Origin of the sequence: Thalassospira sp. NFXS8 (genome assembly GCF_040148805.1) — a bacterium.
Taxonomy (GTDB): Bacteria; Pseudomonadota; Alphaproteobacteria; order Rhodospirillales; family Thalassospiraceae; genus Thalassospira.
Genome location: NZ_JAGEMF010000001.1, coordinates 889,760 through 906,206, shown reverse-complemented (window position 1 = coordinate 906,206; position 16,447 = coordinate 889,760). Strand labels below are relative to the sequence as shown.

Genomic DNA, 16,447 nt, shown 5'->3' with positions numbered 1-16,447 from the left:
TTAATTTTGTGACCGGTCTTTATTGCGTTCGGTCACATGGGCGATCACGGCCCCCAAATGGTTATACATCGCCTGTTCGGCGCGGTCCGGGTCGCGGGCGGCAATGGCGTCGATAATCGCCTGATGATGGGCCTGCACCATGTTGTCAAATTGCGGTCCGGCAAAAATATGAAAGCGAATTTCATCAAGGGCGGTTTGCAAAACGTCATGCAGCATTTTCATCAGGTGATAATAAATGATGCTGCCGCTGGCTTTGGCAATCATCATGTGCAGGCGGTGGTCATCCTCTGCCCGGTATTTAACCGCCCGTCGCGGGTCATGGGCGCGCTGAAAGCTGCTGCGAAGTTCCGCCAGCTGTTCGTCTGTGGCGTTTTCAGCGGCGCGGCGTGCCGCCCATGTTTCGAGCGTGCGGCGCAGTTCCATTAAATCAGACAGATTGGTGATGGACCCGCGCACCAGATCGGTCATCGCAACATCCATTTCGATGCCTGTCGATGATAAAACTTCGGTTCCGCCGCCTTGTACGGCGCGTAGATATCCGCGCGTTTTAAGTTTCTGCAAGGCTGCGCGCACCGAAACCCGGCTGACATTCATGTCTTCGGCCAATTGGCGTTCCCCGGGCAGGCGTTCGCCGGGCAAATACGCACCTTGGGCAAATTGGGCCAGCAGGGCGTCGGCTACCCGGTCGGCCACTCTTTTGGGGCGGCCATCCTCGTTGGTGGTGCTGATATCGTCGCGGGATGTGTGCGGCGTTGGCTGCATCGGGAACGGACTCTCCGGGTTCTGGCAATTGGGATTATGCTTAATGGTCATACCAGTTTACGTGAAGTTGTCGCGAAAATGAATGATTTGCGTGGTCGGTATTCACTGACTTGCCAGAATCCTTGCAAATTGCTAGGCATTTGAAAGTGATTCCAGACTGTTTGGTCTTTTCCACCGGCCAGGCCTTTTCATCTTTGCCCCAATATCAGGAGACTTCGCGTGAGCCACCATCCCGCGCAACTGCTTTGCAGTGATGATCCCGCCCCGTTTGATGTGTTAAATGACGACGGCAAGGGACATGCGCTGTTTGTGTGTGACCACGCGTCGCGCGCCATTCCCAAATCCCTGGGCACTCTTGGTTTGCCCGAGACGGAACGCAAACGCCATATCGGTTGGGATATCGGGGCGCGCAAGGTTACCGAAATTCTGGTGGAACGGTTTGATTGCCCGGCTGTTTTGGGCGGTTTTTCCCGCCTTGTGATTGACTGTAATCGCCAGCTGTGGGACCCGACAGGTCTGCCCGAAATTGCCGATAAAACAGTGGTGCCGGGCAATCAGAACATTTCCCCCGCCGAGCATATGAAACGGATCAGGGAGATTTTTCTGCCTTATCACTGGGCGATCGAGGAACGGATCGCACGTTTTCATGCCCGTAAAATTGCCCCGGCCATTTTGGCAATCCACAGCTTCACTCCGGTTTTTCAGGGTTTTGAACGGCCATGGGAAATTGGGGTTTTGTGGGACGAGGATGCGCGTATTCCGGTTCCGCTTCTGGAAAAACTGCGGGCGCAAAACCCGGATTTGACGATTGGCGATAACGAACCGTATTCAGGGCGTCATATGGCCGACTACACCATCGACCATCATGCCGAGGCTGCTAATTTGCCATGTGTATCGATTGAAATTCGGCAGGACCTGATCGATACTGATGCGGGCTGTGAAAAATGGGCCAAAATTCTGGGCGATGCTTTCGAAAGCATTTTGGCTGACCCCAACCTTTATAAAATCAGGAGAGACTGATTTGCCAGCAATTTTGCGCAAGGAACCGGGCTTCACCATTGGGATTGAAGAAGAATTCTGGCTGGTGAACCGCGAAACGCGTGATGTTGCAACCGACCCGGCCGCCGGTTTTCTAAAGGATTGCAAAGCAGAACTTGGCGACCATGTGTCGAGCGAGTTTATGCGCTGCCAGGTCGAAATTGGCACCAAGGTGTGTGACAGTGCAGCGGATGCACAGCGTGAGCTGACCCATATGCGCGGTGTGCTGTGCGATGTTGCGGCCCGTTATGATATGTCGCTATTGGCGGCATCAACCCATCCGTTCGCCCATTGGGATAGCCAGAAACATACCGAGGGCGAACGCTATAGCACCATCGCGCGTGATTTGCGCACGGTGGTGGAACGGTTGTTGATTTGCGGCATGCATGTGCATGTCGGGATTGAGGATAACGACCTTCGCATCGAATTAATGGCCCAGGCGGCCTATTTTCTGCCCCATCTTTTGGCGCTTACCACGTCCTCGCCGTTTTGGCGCGGGCGCGATACCGGGCTTCAAACCTTTCGCCTGTCGGTGTTTGATAATTTGCCCCGCACCGGTTTGCCCGAGGTCTTTGGTTCATGGGCGGAATATCGCCGTCATGTTGATATGCTGATTAATGCAGGCGTGATCGAGGATGGCACCAAACTCTGGTGGGATTTGCGCCCCAGTGATCGCTGGCCAACCCTTGAAATGCGCATTGCAGATGTGTGTACCAATCAGGAAGATGCGGTGTGCGTGGCATCCTTGACCCGGTGTATTTTTCGCATGCTTTATCGGTTGCGGCACAATAACCAGCGCTGGCGGATTTATGCCAACATGCTGATCCGCGAAAATCGCTGGCGGGCTTGCCGCTATGGCAGTACGGCAGGTGATGCCGCCGGGTTGATCGATTTTGGTCGTGGCGAAATTGTGCCTTATGCCGATTTGCTCGAAGAAATTCTCGATCTTATCCGCCCTGATGCCGAACATTTTGGCTGTGTTGCCGAAGTGGAACATGCGCGTAAAATTCTGGAACGCGGCACCAGCGCAGACCGGCAACGCAATATCTATAATGCCGCGATCGAGCGGGGCATTAGCCCGCGTGATGCGCTGGTTGAAGTCGCTGATTATCTGATTACGGAAACCAGCCCTGTCAGGACAAAACCGATTTAACCGCTGTGGGATTGTCTGAAGGCTTGTCATCAATTGGTGCTTTGGGTATCGTCGCGCCGCCTTAAAATTTTGCGTTTCGCATTATGCGCAGCGCCCCGCATATCATCGGAGATCAGAGAATGACCGAAGTCGGAGGAATCGCAGCCGACCAGCTCGCATCCTATGTCGAGCGTATCGAGCGCCTTGAAGAAGAAAAGGCCAACCTGATGGCCGATATCAAAGAAGTTTACGGCGAAGCCAAAGCCCTTGGCTATGACGTGAAAATCCTGCGCCAGATTATCCGCCTGCGTAAAATTGAAGAACATGAACGTTCCGAACAGGAACAGATTCTTGAAGTTTACAAGCGCGCGCTTGGCATGAGCTGATTTTCTCCTGTCAGATACTGACAGCCAGAAATGCTATCAAGGGCCTGCTGGAAACAGCGGGCCTTTTTGATTTGAGACGACGGAGTTTGCGATCATGACCCGATCCCGCCCCGAAATAACTGCCGAGGTTACCGAAGGTGTGTGCCGACTGCTGCATCACCACAATATGGCGTGCATCACGGAATTACGGCTCGGCAACGGGCGCCGGCTGGATGTATTGGCAATGGGGACAAAGGGCGAATTGTGGGCCGTTGAGGTTAAGTCATCGGTCGAGGATTTCCGCGTGGATGCCAAATGGCAAAGTTACCGCGATTATTGCGACCGATTGTTCTTTGCCGTGCCGATGGAATTTCCGCGTGATTTGATCCCCGATGATCAGGGATTGATTGTTGCTGACCGCTTTGAAGCGGCGATTATTCGACCCGCCGAAGAAAGCAAGCTGAACGCCGCGCGCCGTAAAAAGCTGCTGATTGATTTTGGCCGTTTGGCCGCCGGCCGCCTGCGCGGCGATGATAAGATGGATATGCTGATTTCCTAGCTGCTGAAATGCAAAACGCCGCAGCAATGGGATGCTGCGGCGTTTTGTTTGGTCACATCGTTGCGGTCGCCGGTTTATTCCGCAGCCTGCAAATGTTCGGGCGGGTTGTGGAACTGCTGACGCAATTCGGCCTCGCGTTCTTTTACCTTGGCAATATTGGCATCCTTAACGTGACCATAACCGCGAATTTGTTCGGGCAGGGCCAAAAGGGCACCGGCAATGCGGTCATTGTCGGCATTCAGCCCGGCAATGATCTCGTCCACCAATTGTTCATATTGCGTGATCAGGGTACGTTCGGTCTTGCGTTCGTGGGTTTTACCAAACGGGTCCATTGCGGTACCGCGCAGGAATTTGAATTTCGCCAATATACCAAAGGCTGACATCATCCACGGGCCAAAGACCTGCTTTTTCAAGTGCCCGGTGGTGGCATCGCGATTGGCAAGGGCAGGCGGGGCCAGATGGAATTTTACCTTGTACTTACCGGTAAAGTTTTTGCGCAACTTGGCTTTAAAAGCCGGGTCGGTATAAAGACGGGCGACTTCGTATTCGTCCTTATAAGCCAGTAGTTTGAAATAGTATTTTGCTACGGCTTTGGCGAGATGATCATGCCCGTCGCCCAGTTTCTGTTCGGCGCTCGCCACTTTGCGCACCAATGCATCATAATGGTTGGCATAGGCTGCGTTTTGATAACCGGTCAGGAAGGTTTTGCGTTTGGCAACCATGTCATCAAGGGTGGTGGCAATGGGATGAGCCTGTTTTTCGTTCGGGCCAATCACATCAATCACTTTTTGCGGATCATGGGCAAACAGACGGCCCCAGTAAAAGGACTGCTTGTTCATCTCGATTGCGACACCGTTAAGGTCAATCGCCTGCATCAGGGCTTCTTCGGTAATCGGGATTAATCCGCTTTGCCAGGCCACACCCAGCATGAACAGGTTGGTGGCGATGGAATCGCCCATTAAACGTGTGGCAACATCACTGCCTTCGACAAAACTGACGGCATCGGCCCCACAGGCATCGGCGATGGCCTTTTTATGCTCGTTGCTTTTTAGCTCGAAATCCGGGTTACGGGTGAAGGCCCCGGTGATGGTTTCATGGGTGTTGATTACGGCCTGGGTAAAGTTGCGCCGCATTTTGGCAAGGCCTTCAAAGCTGGCCGCCACCAGCAAGTCACAGCCCAGCACCACATTGGCTTCACCTGCCGGGATGCGGGCGGCATGAAGTTTTTCCTGGGTATCAGCAAAGCGGATATGGCTGACAACGGCACCGCCCTTTTGCGCGAGGCCCGCCATATCCAAGCCGACAATGCCTTTGCCTTCAATATGGGCGGCCATGCCCAAAAGCGCGCCGATGGTGACAACCCCGGTGCCGCCGACCCCGGTTACCAATACCGACCACGGTTCTGCCAGGGATGGAAGTACGGGTTTGGGCAGCGAGGCAAAAACGGCGTCGCCATGGTTGTCACCTTTTGCGGCGGCGTCCGGTTTGCGCAGGGTGCCACCTTCAATGGTGACAAAGCTGGGGCAAAACCCGTTGAGGCAGGAAAAATCCTTATTGCACGCCGATTGGTCAATGGCGCGTTTGCGGCCAAATTCCGTTTCAACCGGCACAACGGCAAGGCAGTTGGATTTTTCCCCGCAATCACCACAGCCTTCGCAGACCAGATCATTGATGAAAACCCGTTTGGGCGGATCGACCATCAGTTTGCGTTTGCGCCGGCGGCGTTTTTCCGCCGCACAGGTTTGATCAAAAATCAGGATTGATGTGCCCGGAACTTCGCGCAGTTCTTTTTGTGTTTCATCAAGGGTATCGCGATGGCGAATATCGACACCCGATGCAAAATGGGCATCGATCGGGTATTTGTCGGGTTCGTCGGATAGGACGATGATGCGGGTTACCCCTTCATCGGCCATCTGCCGGGTGATTTGCGGCACACTGATTGGCCCGTCTACCGGTTGGCCGCCTGTCATGGCAACCGCATCGTTAAACAGGATTTTATAGGTAATATTGACCCCCGAGGCGACAGCAGCACGAATGGCGAGCGAGCCGGAGTGATAATAGGTGCCATCACCCAGGTTTTGAAAAACGTGTTTTTCGTTGGTAAAGGGTGCCTGACCAATCCAGGTGACACCTTCGCCCCCCATATGGGTGAAGGTCTCGGTCGAACGGTCCATCCAGTTAACCATGTAATGGCAACCAATACCGGCCATGGCACGGCTGCCTTCCGGTACTTTGGTAGAGCTGTTATGTGGGCAGCCGGGGCAAAACCACGGAATACGCGCCACATCGGGCCGGGGTTCGGCAATTTCACGTTCTTTTTGCGCCAGCCATTCAATGCGTTCGTGAATTTTGGGGCTGTCAAAAAAGCGGTTGATTCGCGCAGCCAATACCTGTGCAATCCGCGCCGGGGTTAGCTCGTCCATGGACGGCAGGTTCCAGTTGCCCTTTTCGTCGAACTTGCCAATCACGGTTGGGCGCACATCTTCGCGCCAGTTATAAAGCTGTTCCTTAACCTGGTTTTCCATCACCGCGCGTTTTTCTTCAACAACGATGATTTCTTCCAAACCCTGGGCAAATTCGCGTACGTCATCACGGTTTAGCGGCCAGCTCATGCCGACTTTTAAAACCCGAATGCCGATATTGGCGGCGTCCTGTTCCGATATGCCCAAATCATCAAATGCCTGCATGACATCAAGATATGCCTTGCCTGTGGTGATAATACCCAGGCGCGGGGTTGGGCTATCAATCACAATGCGGTTCAGCTTGTTGGCGCGCGCATAGGCCAGGGCGGCATATAATTTAAATTTCATCAGGCGCAGTTCCTGTTCCTTTGGCGTATCGGGCCAACGGATGTGAACACCACCTTCGGGCAGTTCAAAATCGGGAATAATCGGGGCAACGCGGCCCGGTGCAACATCAACAGCAGCCGAACTTTCAACCGTTTCGGCAATGGTTTTCATTGCCACCCAGCAACCCGAATATCGGCTCATGGCCCAGCCATGCAGGCCAAAATCGATAATATCCTGTACGCCTGACGGGTTTAAAACCGGGATTTGCGCATCGATAAAGGCATATTCGGTTTGGTGGGGCAGGGTGGATGATTTGCACGAATGGTCATCCCCCGCCAGAACAAGAACACCGCCGTTTTTTGACGTGCCCGCATAGTTGGCATGTTTGAAAACATCGCCGGACCGGTCAACGCCCGGGCCTTTGCCATACCATAAGCCAAAAACGCCATCATATTTGGCATCAGGATACATGTTGACCTGTTGGCTACCCCAGACAACGGTCGCGGCAAGGTCTTCGTTGACGCCAGCCTGAAATTCGATCTGCTGTTTGGTCAGGAACTTTTTTGCCCGCCATAACTGTTGATCCAGCCCGCCCAGGGGCGACCCGCGATAGCCCGAAATACAGCCTGCCGTGTTTAAACCGGCGCGTGCGTCCAATTGCCGTTGCATTAAAGGCAGGCGCACCAGCGCCTGGATACCGGTCAGGTAAATGCGACCTTCTTCCAGGGTATATTTGTCGTCCAGGGTAACTTTTGCCAACTTTGCCATCTGATGACCTCTCTGGTCTTTGTCTCTTGCGGGAAGCCTCGCGGGTTTTCGCATTTTTATTAATTAATATGGCGCGGATAAGGGCGATGCGAAATACCCGTTACTTTGCAATAATGGTAATGAATGCTGACCTTTTTTCAATCACTCTCGCATTGCAATGGTCAAAACGCCTGATTGTACGGGTTGACGTTGCGTCAACTTGTTATTTGCTTATTTTGGTACCGATTTGCGCGCAATTATCTTGCGTCTCTTGTGCGGTGCAAAGTTTTGCAGGATGCGAGTCCATCTTTGTTTTTGACGATGGCAGTGGTACCGTCCGGTAATATCCTTTTACCCCTTACAAGGAGCCCTGAAATGGACCAACGTCTTAGTCTGGTGACGCTCGGTGTGCGCGATCTTGCTGCTGCCCGCAGTTTTTACGAGGAAGGTCTGGGCTGGAAAGCGACCAGTGCGGTTGAGGGTAAAGTGGTTTTCTATCAGATGAACGGCATGATTATTGGGTTGTTTGGCCGCGATGATCTGGTGAAAGACGGGAATTTTACCGATAGTGGTGCGGGTTTTTCCGGCATCACACTTGCATATAATGCCCGGGACGAGGCCGAAGTTGATGCCGTTATGGTCCAGGCGGAAAAGGCGGGGGCGGTTATTCAAAAACCGGCCGAGAAGGTATTTTGGGGTGGGTATTCAGGCTATTTTTGCGACCTTGATGGCCATCCCTGGGAAGTGGCCTATAATCCGTTTTGGAATATCACCGAAGACGGGCAGATGGTAATACCGCAAGATTGATGCTTTAAAAACGTGCCGGGATGACAATGGCCCGGCACGCTGCGATAGATGTGATCAGGTTTTTGTTCGCAAATGGGTAAGGATATAAATTAGCCCACCCGCGACAAGCCCCCAAAATGCGCCGGAAATTCCATAAAATGTAAGGCTGGCAGCGGTTATCAAAAATGTAACCGCTGCGGCTTCGCGGTTATTTTCATCGCGAAAGGCGGCAACGACAGAGCTTGAAAATGCGCCAATCAGGGCAAGCCCTGCCACGGCCTCGATCAGGATGGTTGGGGCCAGGCTGACAAGGGCGGTGATTACGCCAGCCAGCAAACCAAAGACAACATAAAATATCCCAGCAAAAATGGCGGCCCAATAGCGTTTTTGAGGGTCGGGGTGCGCATCTTCACCTGCGCACATGGCGGCGGTAATGGCGGCAAGGTTTACCGCATGGCCACCAAATGGGGCCGACAGTAGCGAAAAGATGCCGGTTGTGGCAAATAACGGCCCGGGCGGGGTGTTGTAGTCGTGCGCTCGTAAAACAGCCGTTCCCGGAATGTTTTGCGAAGCCATGGTGACGATGAATAAGGGCAGGGCAATACCCACCAACCCGGCGAGGTTAAAATGCGGCACCACAAACGCGACGGGTGGCACCAGTGATAAATGCAAATTGGTGATGGCACCGTCGGGAAAGTTAACACCAAATATAAGAACCAGCACAAACGCAGCCAAAGCGGCAGGCACCGCAAATAACCGGTTAAAACGCGCGACAATTAACCACGCCAGTACAATCGGCAGGCCCAATACCGGGTTAAATGCCACGGCTTTGATGGGGGCCAGGCATAAACCCAGCAATACCCCGGCCAACATGGCATTGGCAAGCGGGCCGGGAATCGCTGCAACAGCCTTGCCCAAAGGTTTCCATGTGCCGCAAATCACGATCAGGATGGCACAAATGATGAAGGCACCAACAGCAACCGGAAACCCGCCTTCGACTGCGCCGGATGTTGCAAGTAACGCTGCCCCCGGTGTGGACCAGGCAATGCTGATTGGCATGCGCGTTTTAAGCGACAGGACAATGGCGCATATCCCCATTGAAATCGAAAGTGCCATTAGTCCGGATGCCGCCTCGAACGGCGAGGCGCCGACAGCTGTTAACCCCTGCAAGACAACAGCAAAGGAGCTTGCCGTGCCGACAAATGCAGCGAGAAAACCCATAAAAAAGCTTTGGGAGGATATGTCACGCAGCATTGGCTGGCTCCAGCGGGTGAAAATAACCACGCGAAGCTAGCCAATCTTTTGTTGTTAATCCACAAAAACTGTTGCGGCACAATTACGTCGACATGATTGTTTGGAATTTTTATTGCCGGTGGATGGTGCGCGACATTCAATATGCCGACAATTTCCAAATTTCCGGGTCACTCATCATTCCGGCAAGGTTTTACCGGGCGGGTCATAGATAAAAACGTCGTCATTGCTGTGTTTCGACAAAATCTGATGTGCTTTTTCTTCCTGTCGGTCATCATCGCTGCGCACAGCAAGCAAAAGGCCGCCATCTTCAAGTTTTTGCTGAACCTTATCGGAATGCTGTTTGCCAAACAGTTTGGCGAGAACACCGCCAGCAGCGGCACCGGCCCCGCCAGCACCAAGGATGGCCGCAATGGTCGCAACCATCGGTCCACCCGCGGCGACCATGATACCGGCGGTGGTGAAGGCGGCAACATACATCGGTGCGCCGATCAGCGCACCTTCTGCGTCACCCGTTGGGTCGGGTGATGTATAGGCAATGCGCGGTGTTGCCGGATCATTTTCCAGATCTTCGGTTTTGCGATAGATATGGCCCAGTTTTTCGTCGATTGTCAGTTCATTGGCAATCAGGCTCATTTCCGATCGATTAAAACCAGCTTTTTGTAAGGCCTCCAGTGCGTGGTGCATGTCATCGGCATTGTCGAAAACACCAATGATCTGGCGGTGGCTTTTTTCGGGCGTCTGGGTCATGTGTCCCTCCTGTCTTGGTTTCGAGACCAGCGGGATGTGCCGGATAGTTGAATAGTTCCAGAACATATTAGGCAGGGTGAAGTTCCGATAAGGCATAAAAATGGCGCGTAACAGTGCCCTGCTACGCGCCGATAAATTGGAATTTGGCCGATTTTAACCGAAATAAGGATCAGGAATGGTCATTGCGGCGTGATAACCCAGATAGAAATTGGTTGCCAAAGCAATAATCGCCAAGGGCAATGTTACTTTCAGGTCCGCAAAAATAGCCGGAATTTTCGCCCAGATTTTTTCGCCCAGCTTTTCCTTGCGATAATAATCAAAGTTTGCCAGTTGCGAGGCGATGACTGCGGGGGGTAACCAGTAAACAATTGTCGGAATAACGATACGCCCGGCGCTGATTTCGATTGAAAGAAGAATGATGCCGTAAAGCGACGACGCGCCAATGATAAAAAGGCCCTTCGCCCACATGCCCTTGCACAGATAATAAAGCCCACCGAAAAAGAACGCGAGGAAGTTGCGCATCAGCCGGAATTTCTGCCAAAAGCTTAGGGACTTGTATTTTTCTGTTTTTGTCACTGCGCTCATGGAAAGTTTGTCTGCGTCAAGAGAGTCCAGTAAATCAAATCGCCGTTGCCAGGATGGGCTATAGTTCTTTTGATGATTTGCTGTGGTTGCGTTCTCATTCATAGGTAAGGGAACCTTCTGCTCGATGGTTTGCTCTTGTTTTGTATTGCGAAGCTGCCTTTTGGCTTTGGCTTCAATTGTTTGCGTTGAACTTGTTTTATTTTTGGACGGTTTTTCAAGTACCGATCAAAGGTGGCAAAAATTTGACAATTGATACCATTGGTTGCCGGGATGCTTCGCTTGGGAAGCATCAACCTTGATCTGCGAGAAAACCGGTTTCAATGTTAAAAATGCGCAGGCTGCCAGCCTTTTGGCTGGCATCTATGACGTTATTTTTGCGGGAATATGCACGCAAGATAACCGCCAGCCCAAATACTTCGCCAATATGATTGATTTTTAATATTTTTTCGTTCTAATCATTGACGGAAAAGTAATGGTATCTGTAATTCAGATCCGTAATAGGCATTCATTTTTGATCAAAAAAAAGAGCCCTGTTTGTGAGCTCTTTGATTCTTGAATTTAGGATAATTATAGCATCAGAGTGCTGGCTATTTAACGATTAAACCAGTGGTTTTCTGTTTTTAACTTTTTCCAATCGTAAATTCTACATCTTTACCTTTATTATCCTGACCTGTTCCAACTTGCCCTTTACCCTTTCCAAGGCTGGTCCAAACACCATTGGCCGTTCTTTTGTCCGAACAGGTTAACGACCAGGTCCCGGTCCATTGTGTCTTGTCGTCTGTGATTGAAGTGCCGTCGCAGGTCATGGTTGGCTCAGCTATCGTTACCGTGAAATCGGTCTGCGCAGCCCCTTTGGCAGTCAGTTTGACCTCACCTTGCATGTCTTTAGCAATGCCATCCCACGATATAGTGAATTGCACTTTGTTCTTGTCTTTCGGCGTCAGCGGGCCGATGTTTTTATAGGTTTTTGCCAGCTCTGTTCTTTCAGCTTCGGTAATTAAGTCTATTTTTTGAACAAGCTCTTCGGCAGGTATTGTTAAGCTATCGCCACAATTCACGAATATGACAGCAGTATCGGGATATCCCCTTTCATTTCGGGCACCCGTAAGAACTTTTAAGCGCTTAACAAACCTTGCGACAGTGCATTTACCATTTGTCGCGATCAAACCTTTGGTCCGTGGCGAAATTTTGTCAATTTGAACGTATTTGTCTTCGGGGATATCAAATTCAGTGGCCAATTTACGGAATGTATTGCGATCAAGCATGTCATCTTCCGTGCTTTGCCGGAACCACGCAACATTCACATGTTCGATGGTAATGAATATTGAATCTTTGTCTGAAATAATCTGTTCAGTCCAGACAGAGCCATTATTGCGTTCAATGCTTTCCGTTTTGTAGGTTTGGGAAGGCTTTAGAAATGTAAAAGCATTAAAATGGGTTTGATATGGTTGAAACGATCCCTTGCTTTCAAGGCTCATTGAACGCCCAATAGAGTCTCTTGGCGCTCCGTCGCTGACACAAGCCGTTAAAAGTAGTCCGCAACTTAATGCCGTCAGTTTAGAAAGTATCTTGATCCCCAACATCTGTCCCGTTCTCAAAAGTTAATATTTTAGACCCGTAGAATATACTATCAGGAGTTGTGTGGTGTGGCATAAAAAAGAGCCCCCAAAAGGAGCTCTTTTTTATTTTAACGTTCCGTAATTTTAAATTCTATTCGCCGGTTTCGGCGATAGGCGATTTCATCATCACGATTATCAAGGGGTTGATATTCGCCAAAGCCTGCTGCTACCAGCCGTTTGGGCGGCACGCCCTGGTCGATCATGAATTTGACCACGGAAATTGCCCGGGCAGCAGACAGCTCCCAGTTTGATTTGAAATCGTTATTGCGGATCGGAACCTTGTCGGTATGGCCATCTACCCGCATAACCCAATCAATATCATCGGGAATTTCGGTCGAGATCTGCTTTAGGGTATCAGCAAGTTTCGCCAGCTGGACCTTGCCTTCGTCGCCAATGTCAGCTGAACCGGAACCAAAAAGCACTTCGGACTGGAAGACAAAACGGTCGCCAACGACGCGGATGTTTTGGCGATCGCCCAGCACCTGACGCAGACGGCCAAAGAACTCGGACCGGTAACGCTGCAATTCCGCAACCTTTGATGCCAGTGCGGCATTCAGGCGCTGTCCCAGATTTACGATCTGGGCGTCTTTATCCTTGCTCTCGGCTTCGGAAATTTCCAGGGCATCCTGCAATTTTGAAAGTTGCTGACGCACTGCCAGCAATTGCTGGTTTAGGGCCGCAACCTGGGCACGAGCAGATTCACTGATGTCTTTTTGATCATCAAGCTCGCTCGCGCGCTGTGCCAGAAGTTTTGCCAGTTCATCAATTCGCGATTTCTGGTCTTGCTGGGTTTGGTCGGCTTTTTCTTCCAGCTTGCTTAGTTCGGATTTTTTGTCTTCCAGCGCAGCCAGTGCCGCCAGCAGTTTCTTTTCCTGCTCAGCCGCGGACATTTGCGCTGATGACAGTTTGTCAGCCAGCGCAGAAACCCGATTTTTTAGGGCATCACGGTCGTCGCTGGTGGTCGAAAGCTCGGTCGTGAGCTGGGTTAGTTCCAGCTGCATTTCCTGGTTATTGTTGCGTTCAAGCGACAACAGATTGGTGAGTTCATTAACTTGCGATGTAAGGTCGCTAAGGGCCTTGTCGCGACCCGAGAGGGCCGCGCCGAGATAGACCTGTGCAACAACAAAGATCATCAGCAGGAAGATGATCACCATCAAAAGTGTTGCCAGGGCATCTACAAAGCCAGGCCAGGTATTTACATCGCGACTGCGGCGGCGAGACAAGCCGGACATGGGGTTAACCCTCCTCGGCGATCGCGGCGATGGTACGGGCCAGAAGTTTTATTTCGCTTCGAATTTCCTGGGTCTGCTGCTGCCGTCCCATGGTCAGTTCGTCAGCGACGCGCCCAACCTGGTTATCAAGCGAGCGGATATGTGCACGGGTATTGTCATCAATACCGAAGCTGCCGCCCTTCATTGAATCGGACAACTGGTCAAGCACCGGTTTGAGGTGCATCTGGCTTTCCGCCAGCTTGACCATCAATTGCTGTTCAGCCTTCATCTGGTCGGTCAGGGTCGAAAGTTTGTCGGCCAGATCGATCAGGGTGTTGTGCGATTTGATTTGCGAGGACTCGGAACGCTGGATCGAGTTTTGCAACCCTTCCATATTATCGGCCATCTGTTCGATCAGGGCTGAAAGATAAGCCGGAACCGATTGTTCTCCATCAGAAAGCGGCCCGCCCGAAGAAACACGGGTGAAGCTTGATAGCCATTCTTCAAGTTCGTTAAAGAAACGGTTTTGTGCCTGACCTGCCTGCATGTCGAGAAGGCCAAGAGCCAGCGACCCGGCCAGACCAAACAGCGAGGAAGAAAAAGCCGTACCCATGCCATTCAGCGGTTTTGAGAGACCTTCCTTAAGTTGGCCAAACCACAATTCCATATTGCCGCCGCCACCAACATTGACGTTGCCAATCACGTCGGCAACCGAGTTAACAGTTTGCAGAAGCCCCCAGAACGTTCCCAACAGACCTAAAAACACCAGAAGGCTTACCAGATAGCGCGATAATTCGCGGCTTTCATCCAGACGTGACCGGATCGAGTCGAGGATGGTGCTGGTTGCCAGGGTTGAAAGCTGTGGTCGGTCGCGGCGCTGCTCCTGCATCATGCGCGCCATCGGGGCAAGCAGTTTGGGCGTATCCTGTGCACTTAGACCGGGGCGATTACGGCGAAAATCTTCAATCCAGGCGACTTCGGGATTCAGGCTGAAGGCCATGCGAAATGTATAAACGACGCCGATGATAAATACGCCAATGATCAGGCCGTTCAATACTGCACTGGCCAAAAAGGCACCAGACAGCGTCGGATATAACAGGGCTGCGATGGCGACGATAACGGCTGTAAAAATTCCCATCCGGGTCAGATAGGCACCAGGTTTGGTAATAACCGGAATGCTGGCCGCGCCGTTGGACGCATTATTGCTCATGACAGATAAATCCTAGCGTTGAACGGTTTTAACATCGACGCGGTCAGCCGGGCCGGAGGGGACATTGGCACCAAGCGCGCGAACATCAATTCGGGTTGATCGTACGCCGCTGTCGATCAGATAGGAACGGACTTGCAAGGCACGCGAAAGCGAAAGACGACGGGCTTTGCTCGCATTCTGGGATTCACCAGCGGCATAGGCCTGAAGCTGAACGCGCAAGTCGTCATCTTTGGTTAGCGTCCGAACAATGGCGTCAAGTCTTTTCCTGGCGCCATTATCGAGTTCAAAACTGTTTTCAGAGAAGGGCAGGCTGTAATCGCCCCCTGCAGTAACTTCTGCCTTTGGCTTGTCCATCGCCAGCGATGCCGGTGCCGAAGCCGTTTCGCGCTGCTGCTTTTGCGGCTGCGGGGCAGGGCGGGGTTCAGGCAGCGGTGCAGCTTTGTGGATGGCGGGTTTGGGCGCCGGCGGTTTGGGCATCACGCGTACCTGCGGCTCGGTCATTTTTTGAGGCGAAGTTGTTGTGCCCGGTGCGGGGGCGGGTGCCGTTGGTACTGCGTTGTCTTTTTCCAGCGGATTGGGCGTGACTGAGGGGATGTCTTTGGGTTTCGGGGCCGGTTTAATGGCGTTTTTGTCGGGTAACGGCACTGTATTTACGGGTGGGACCGCCATTTTGTTTTTGGGGGCCTCACGCGGAGTATCAATATGTGGTTCGGTAATTTTTGGCGCTGTCGGTGGGGTCGCCTTTGTGGTGCCAGTATTTTTATCGGCCACTTGCACTATTTTTGCCACGGGGGCCGCAGGGGCAGGCGTTAGCAAACTGGCAGGTTTTGCCGCCGGAGCCGATGCCGGTGTTGCGACATGTGCCGGGGCAGATACCGTCATAGCAGTCGCCGGGGTGGCGTTTGCGCTAACCGCCACGCGGCTGGCAGCATTTTCAGCCGGTTTGGCACGTGGTAACCCGTCGAGAGTCCTGGCGGACGATTGGTGCGGGGCGGGTTGCACCAGATGAATAACTTGCGGTGCGCCATCATCTTCCATGTCTGCCGCAAGCGGGCCACCAAGATTGCCTGTGGTGCGGCCAGATGAAGGGGCCGTTGCCGCAGGGAATTCTTCGACGGCAGGGCGTGAAGGAAAGGATGCCGGCGCGCGTAATTGCACGCGTTCGACCGGCGGCCGTAAAATTACAGGCGCTTGCGGGCTTTGTGCGCTGGTGTCTGAAGGAATAACACCTGCGCCATCAATGACGACTGTTTCAAGATCATCAATAGTGTTGCCCGGGGTGTTACGGGTGCTGGCGGCATCGAAGCGCTGCGCCCCGCCCGGGGGCGTTAGCAGCAGTTGCGGGGCCAGAAAGCGTGATTTTGGCGAGGTTTGCGGATAAATCAAAAGCTGGCTGTCGATCTTGATCCGGGGATTTGTATCATGGCCGGAAAATGAACCGCCTGATGTATCGGTTTCGCTGTTGCCAAGCTGGTCCAGAACACCCCAGTCAACCTGCACATTGCTGCCGGGCATTGCCGGAGAAAACGACCGGGCACTGGCACCATGACTGGTCGCCATCAATGTTCCGAGCGCCGCCGCAATGGCAATCGCCGAAATCTTTGTATTCCCCTTCATCAATTCGCAGGCCCCTTGTTATCCTG

14 protein-coding genes are annotated in these 16,447 nt (G+C 52.5%); 5 read left to right on the top strand and 9 right to left on the bottom strand.

Features of this window, described 5'->3' with window-relative positions; all coding sequences use genetic code 11:
• Entirely contained in the window at nucleotides 1-813 is an 813-nt protein-coding gene (locus tag J4E05_RS04090) for a FadR/GntR family transcriptional regulator (RefSeq protein WP_246832927.1), read from the bottom strand.
• A 168-nt stretch (nucleotides 814-981) separates the two neighbouring features.
• On the opposite strand from J4E05_RS04090, the gene J4E05_RS04085 reads away from it, so the two are divergent.
• The 4 genes from J4E05_RS04085 to J4E05_RS04070 all read left to right on the top strand — a co-directional run bounded on the left by J4E05_RS04085 (nucleotide 982) and on the right by J4E05_RS04070 (nucleotide 3,856).
• The gene (locus J4E05_RS04085; protein ID WP_349592588.1) at nucleotides 982-1,782 is read left to right on the top strand and encodes an N-formylglutamate amidohydrolase; all 801 of its coding nucleotides are present in this window, start codon (nucleotides 982-984) and stop codon (nucleotides 1,780-1,782) included.
• Between the two features lie 10 nt (nucleotides 1,783-1,792).
• Nucleotides 1,793-2,953, top strand: a complete 1,161-nt coding sequence (locus J4E05_RS04080; protein WP_349594641.1) for a carboxylate-amine ligase — start codon at nucleotides 1,793-1,795, stop codon at nucleotides 2,951-2,953.
• A 119-nt stretch (nucleotides 2,954-3,072) separates the two neighbouring features.
• Nucleotides 3,073-3,318 carry a DUF2312 domain-containing protein gene (locus J4E05_RS04075; RefSeq protein ID WP_101268029.1) on the top strand — a complete coding sequence of 82 codons (246 nt, stop codon included), beginning with the start codon at nucleotides 3,073-3,075 and terminating at the stop codon, nucleotides 3,316-3,318.
• Between the two features lie 94 nt (nucleotides 3,319-3,412).
• Nucleotides 3,413-3,856, top strand: coding sequence for an MmcB family DNA repair protein (locus J4E05_RS04070; protein WP_339779234.1), 444 nt, complete (start codon nucleotides 3,413-3,415; stop codon nucleotides 3,854-3,856).
• Nucleotides 3,857-3,930: 74 nt separating this feature from the next.
• Here the strand turns inward: J4E05_RS04070 and J4E05_RS04065 are convergent, their stop codons facing one another.
• Nucleotides 3,931-7,413 carry an indolepyruvate ferredoxin oxidoreductase family protein gene (locus J4E05_RS04065; protein ID WP_349592583.1) on the bottom strand — a complete coding sequence of 1,161 codons (3,483 nt, stop codon included), beginning with the start codon at nucleotides 7,411-7,413 and terminating at the stop codon, nucleotides 3,931-3,933.
• Nucleotides 7,414-7,767: 354 nt separating this feature from the next.
• Between J4E05_RS04065 and J4E05_RS04060 the strand changes: the two genes are divergently transcribed.
• The gene (locus J4E05_RS04060; RefSeq protein WP_085590616.1) at nucleotides 7,768-8,199 is read left to right on the top strand and encodes a VOC family protein; all 432 of its coding nucleotides are present in this window, start codon (nucleotides 7,768-7,770) and stop codon (nucleotides 8,197-8,199) included.
• 54 nt (nucleotides 8,200-8,253) lie between these two features.
• On the opposite strand, the gene J4E05_RS04055 is transcribed toward J4E05_RS04060, so the two are convergent.
• From J4E05_RS04055 to J4E05_RS04025, 7 genes are all read right to left on the bottom strand, one after another.
• Nucleotides 8,254-9,432 carry a benzoate/H(+) symporter BenE family transporter gene (locus J4E05_RS04055; RefSeq protein WP_349592580.1) on the bottom strand — a complete coding sequence of 393 codons (1,179 nt, stop codon included), beginning with the start codon at nucleotides 9,430-9,432 and terminating at the stop codon, nucleotides 8,254-8,256.
• Nucleotides 9,433-9,606: 174 nt separating this feature from the next.
• Nucleotides 9,607-10,179, bottom strand: a complete 573-nt coding sequence (locus J4E05_RS04050) for a hypothetical protein (RefSeq protein ID WP_349592577.1) — start codon at nucleotides 10,177-10,179, stop codon at nucleotides 9,607-9,609.
• 153 nt (nucleotides 10,180-10,332) lie between these two features.
• Nucleotides 10,333-10,866 (bottom strand): DUF2628 domain-containing protein, encoded by a 534-nt coding sequence (locus J4E05_RS04045; protein WP_085590610.1) that lies wholly within the window; start codon nucleotides 10,864-10,866, stop codon nucleotides 10,333-10,335.
• Nucleotides 10,867-11,384: 518 nt separating this feature from the next.
• Nucleotides 11,385-12,242 carry a hypothetical protein gene (locus tag J4E05_RS04040; protein WP_349592574.1) on the bottom strand — a complete coding sequence of 286 codons (858 nt, stop codon included), beginning with the start codon at nucleotides 12,240-12,242 and terminating at the stop codon, nucleotides 11,385-11,387.
• Nucleotides 12,243-12,451: 209 nt separating this feature from the next.
• The gene (locus tag J4E05_RS04035) at nucleotides 12,452-13,615 is read right to left on the bottom strand and encodes a peptidoglycan -binding protein (protein WP_085590606.1); all 1,164 of its coding nucleotides are present in this window, start codon (nucleotides 13,613-13,615) and stop codon (nucleotides 12,452-12,454) included.
• Between the two features lie 4 nt (nucleotides 13,616-13,619).
• The gene (locus tag J4E05_RS04030) at nucleotides 13,620-14,804 is read right to left on the bottom strand and encodes a flagellar motor protein MotA (protein ID WP_085590604.1); all 1,185 of its coding nucleotides are present in this window, start codon (nucleotides 14,802-14,804) and stop codon (nucleotides 13,620-13,622) included.
• 12 nt (nucleotides 14,805-14,816) lie between these two features.
• Nucleotides 14,817-16,421 carry an OmpA family protein gene (locus tag J4E05_RS04025; RefSeq protein ID WP_349592570.1) on the bottom strand — a complete coding sequence of 535 codons (1,605 nt, stop codon included), beginning with the start codon at nucleotides 16,419-16,421 and terminating at the stop codon, nucleotides 14,817-14,819.
• Nucleotides 16,422-16,447 lie beyond the last annotated feature (26 nt).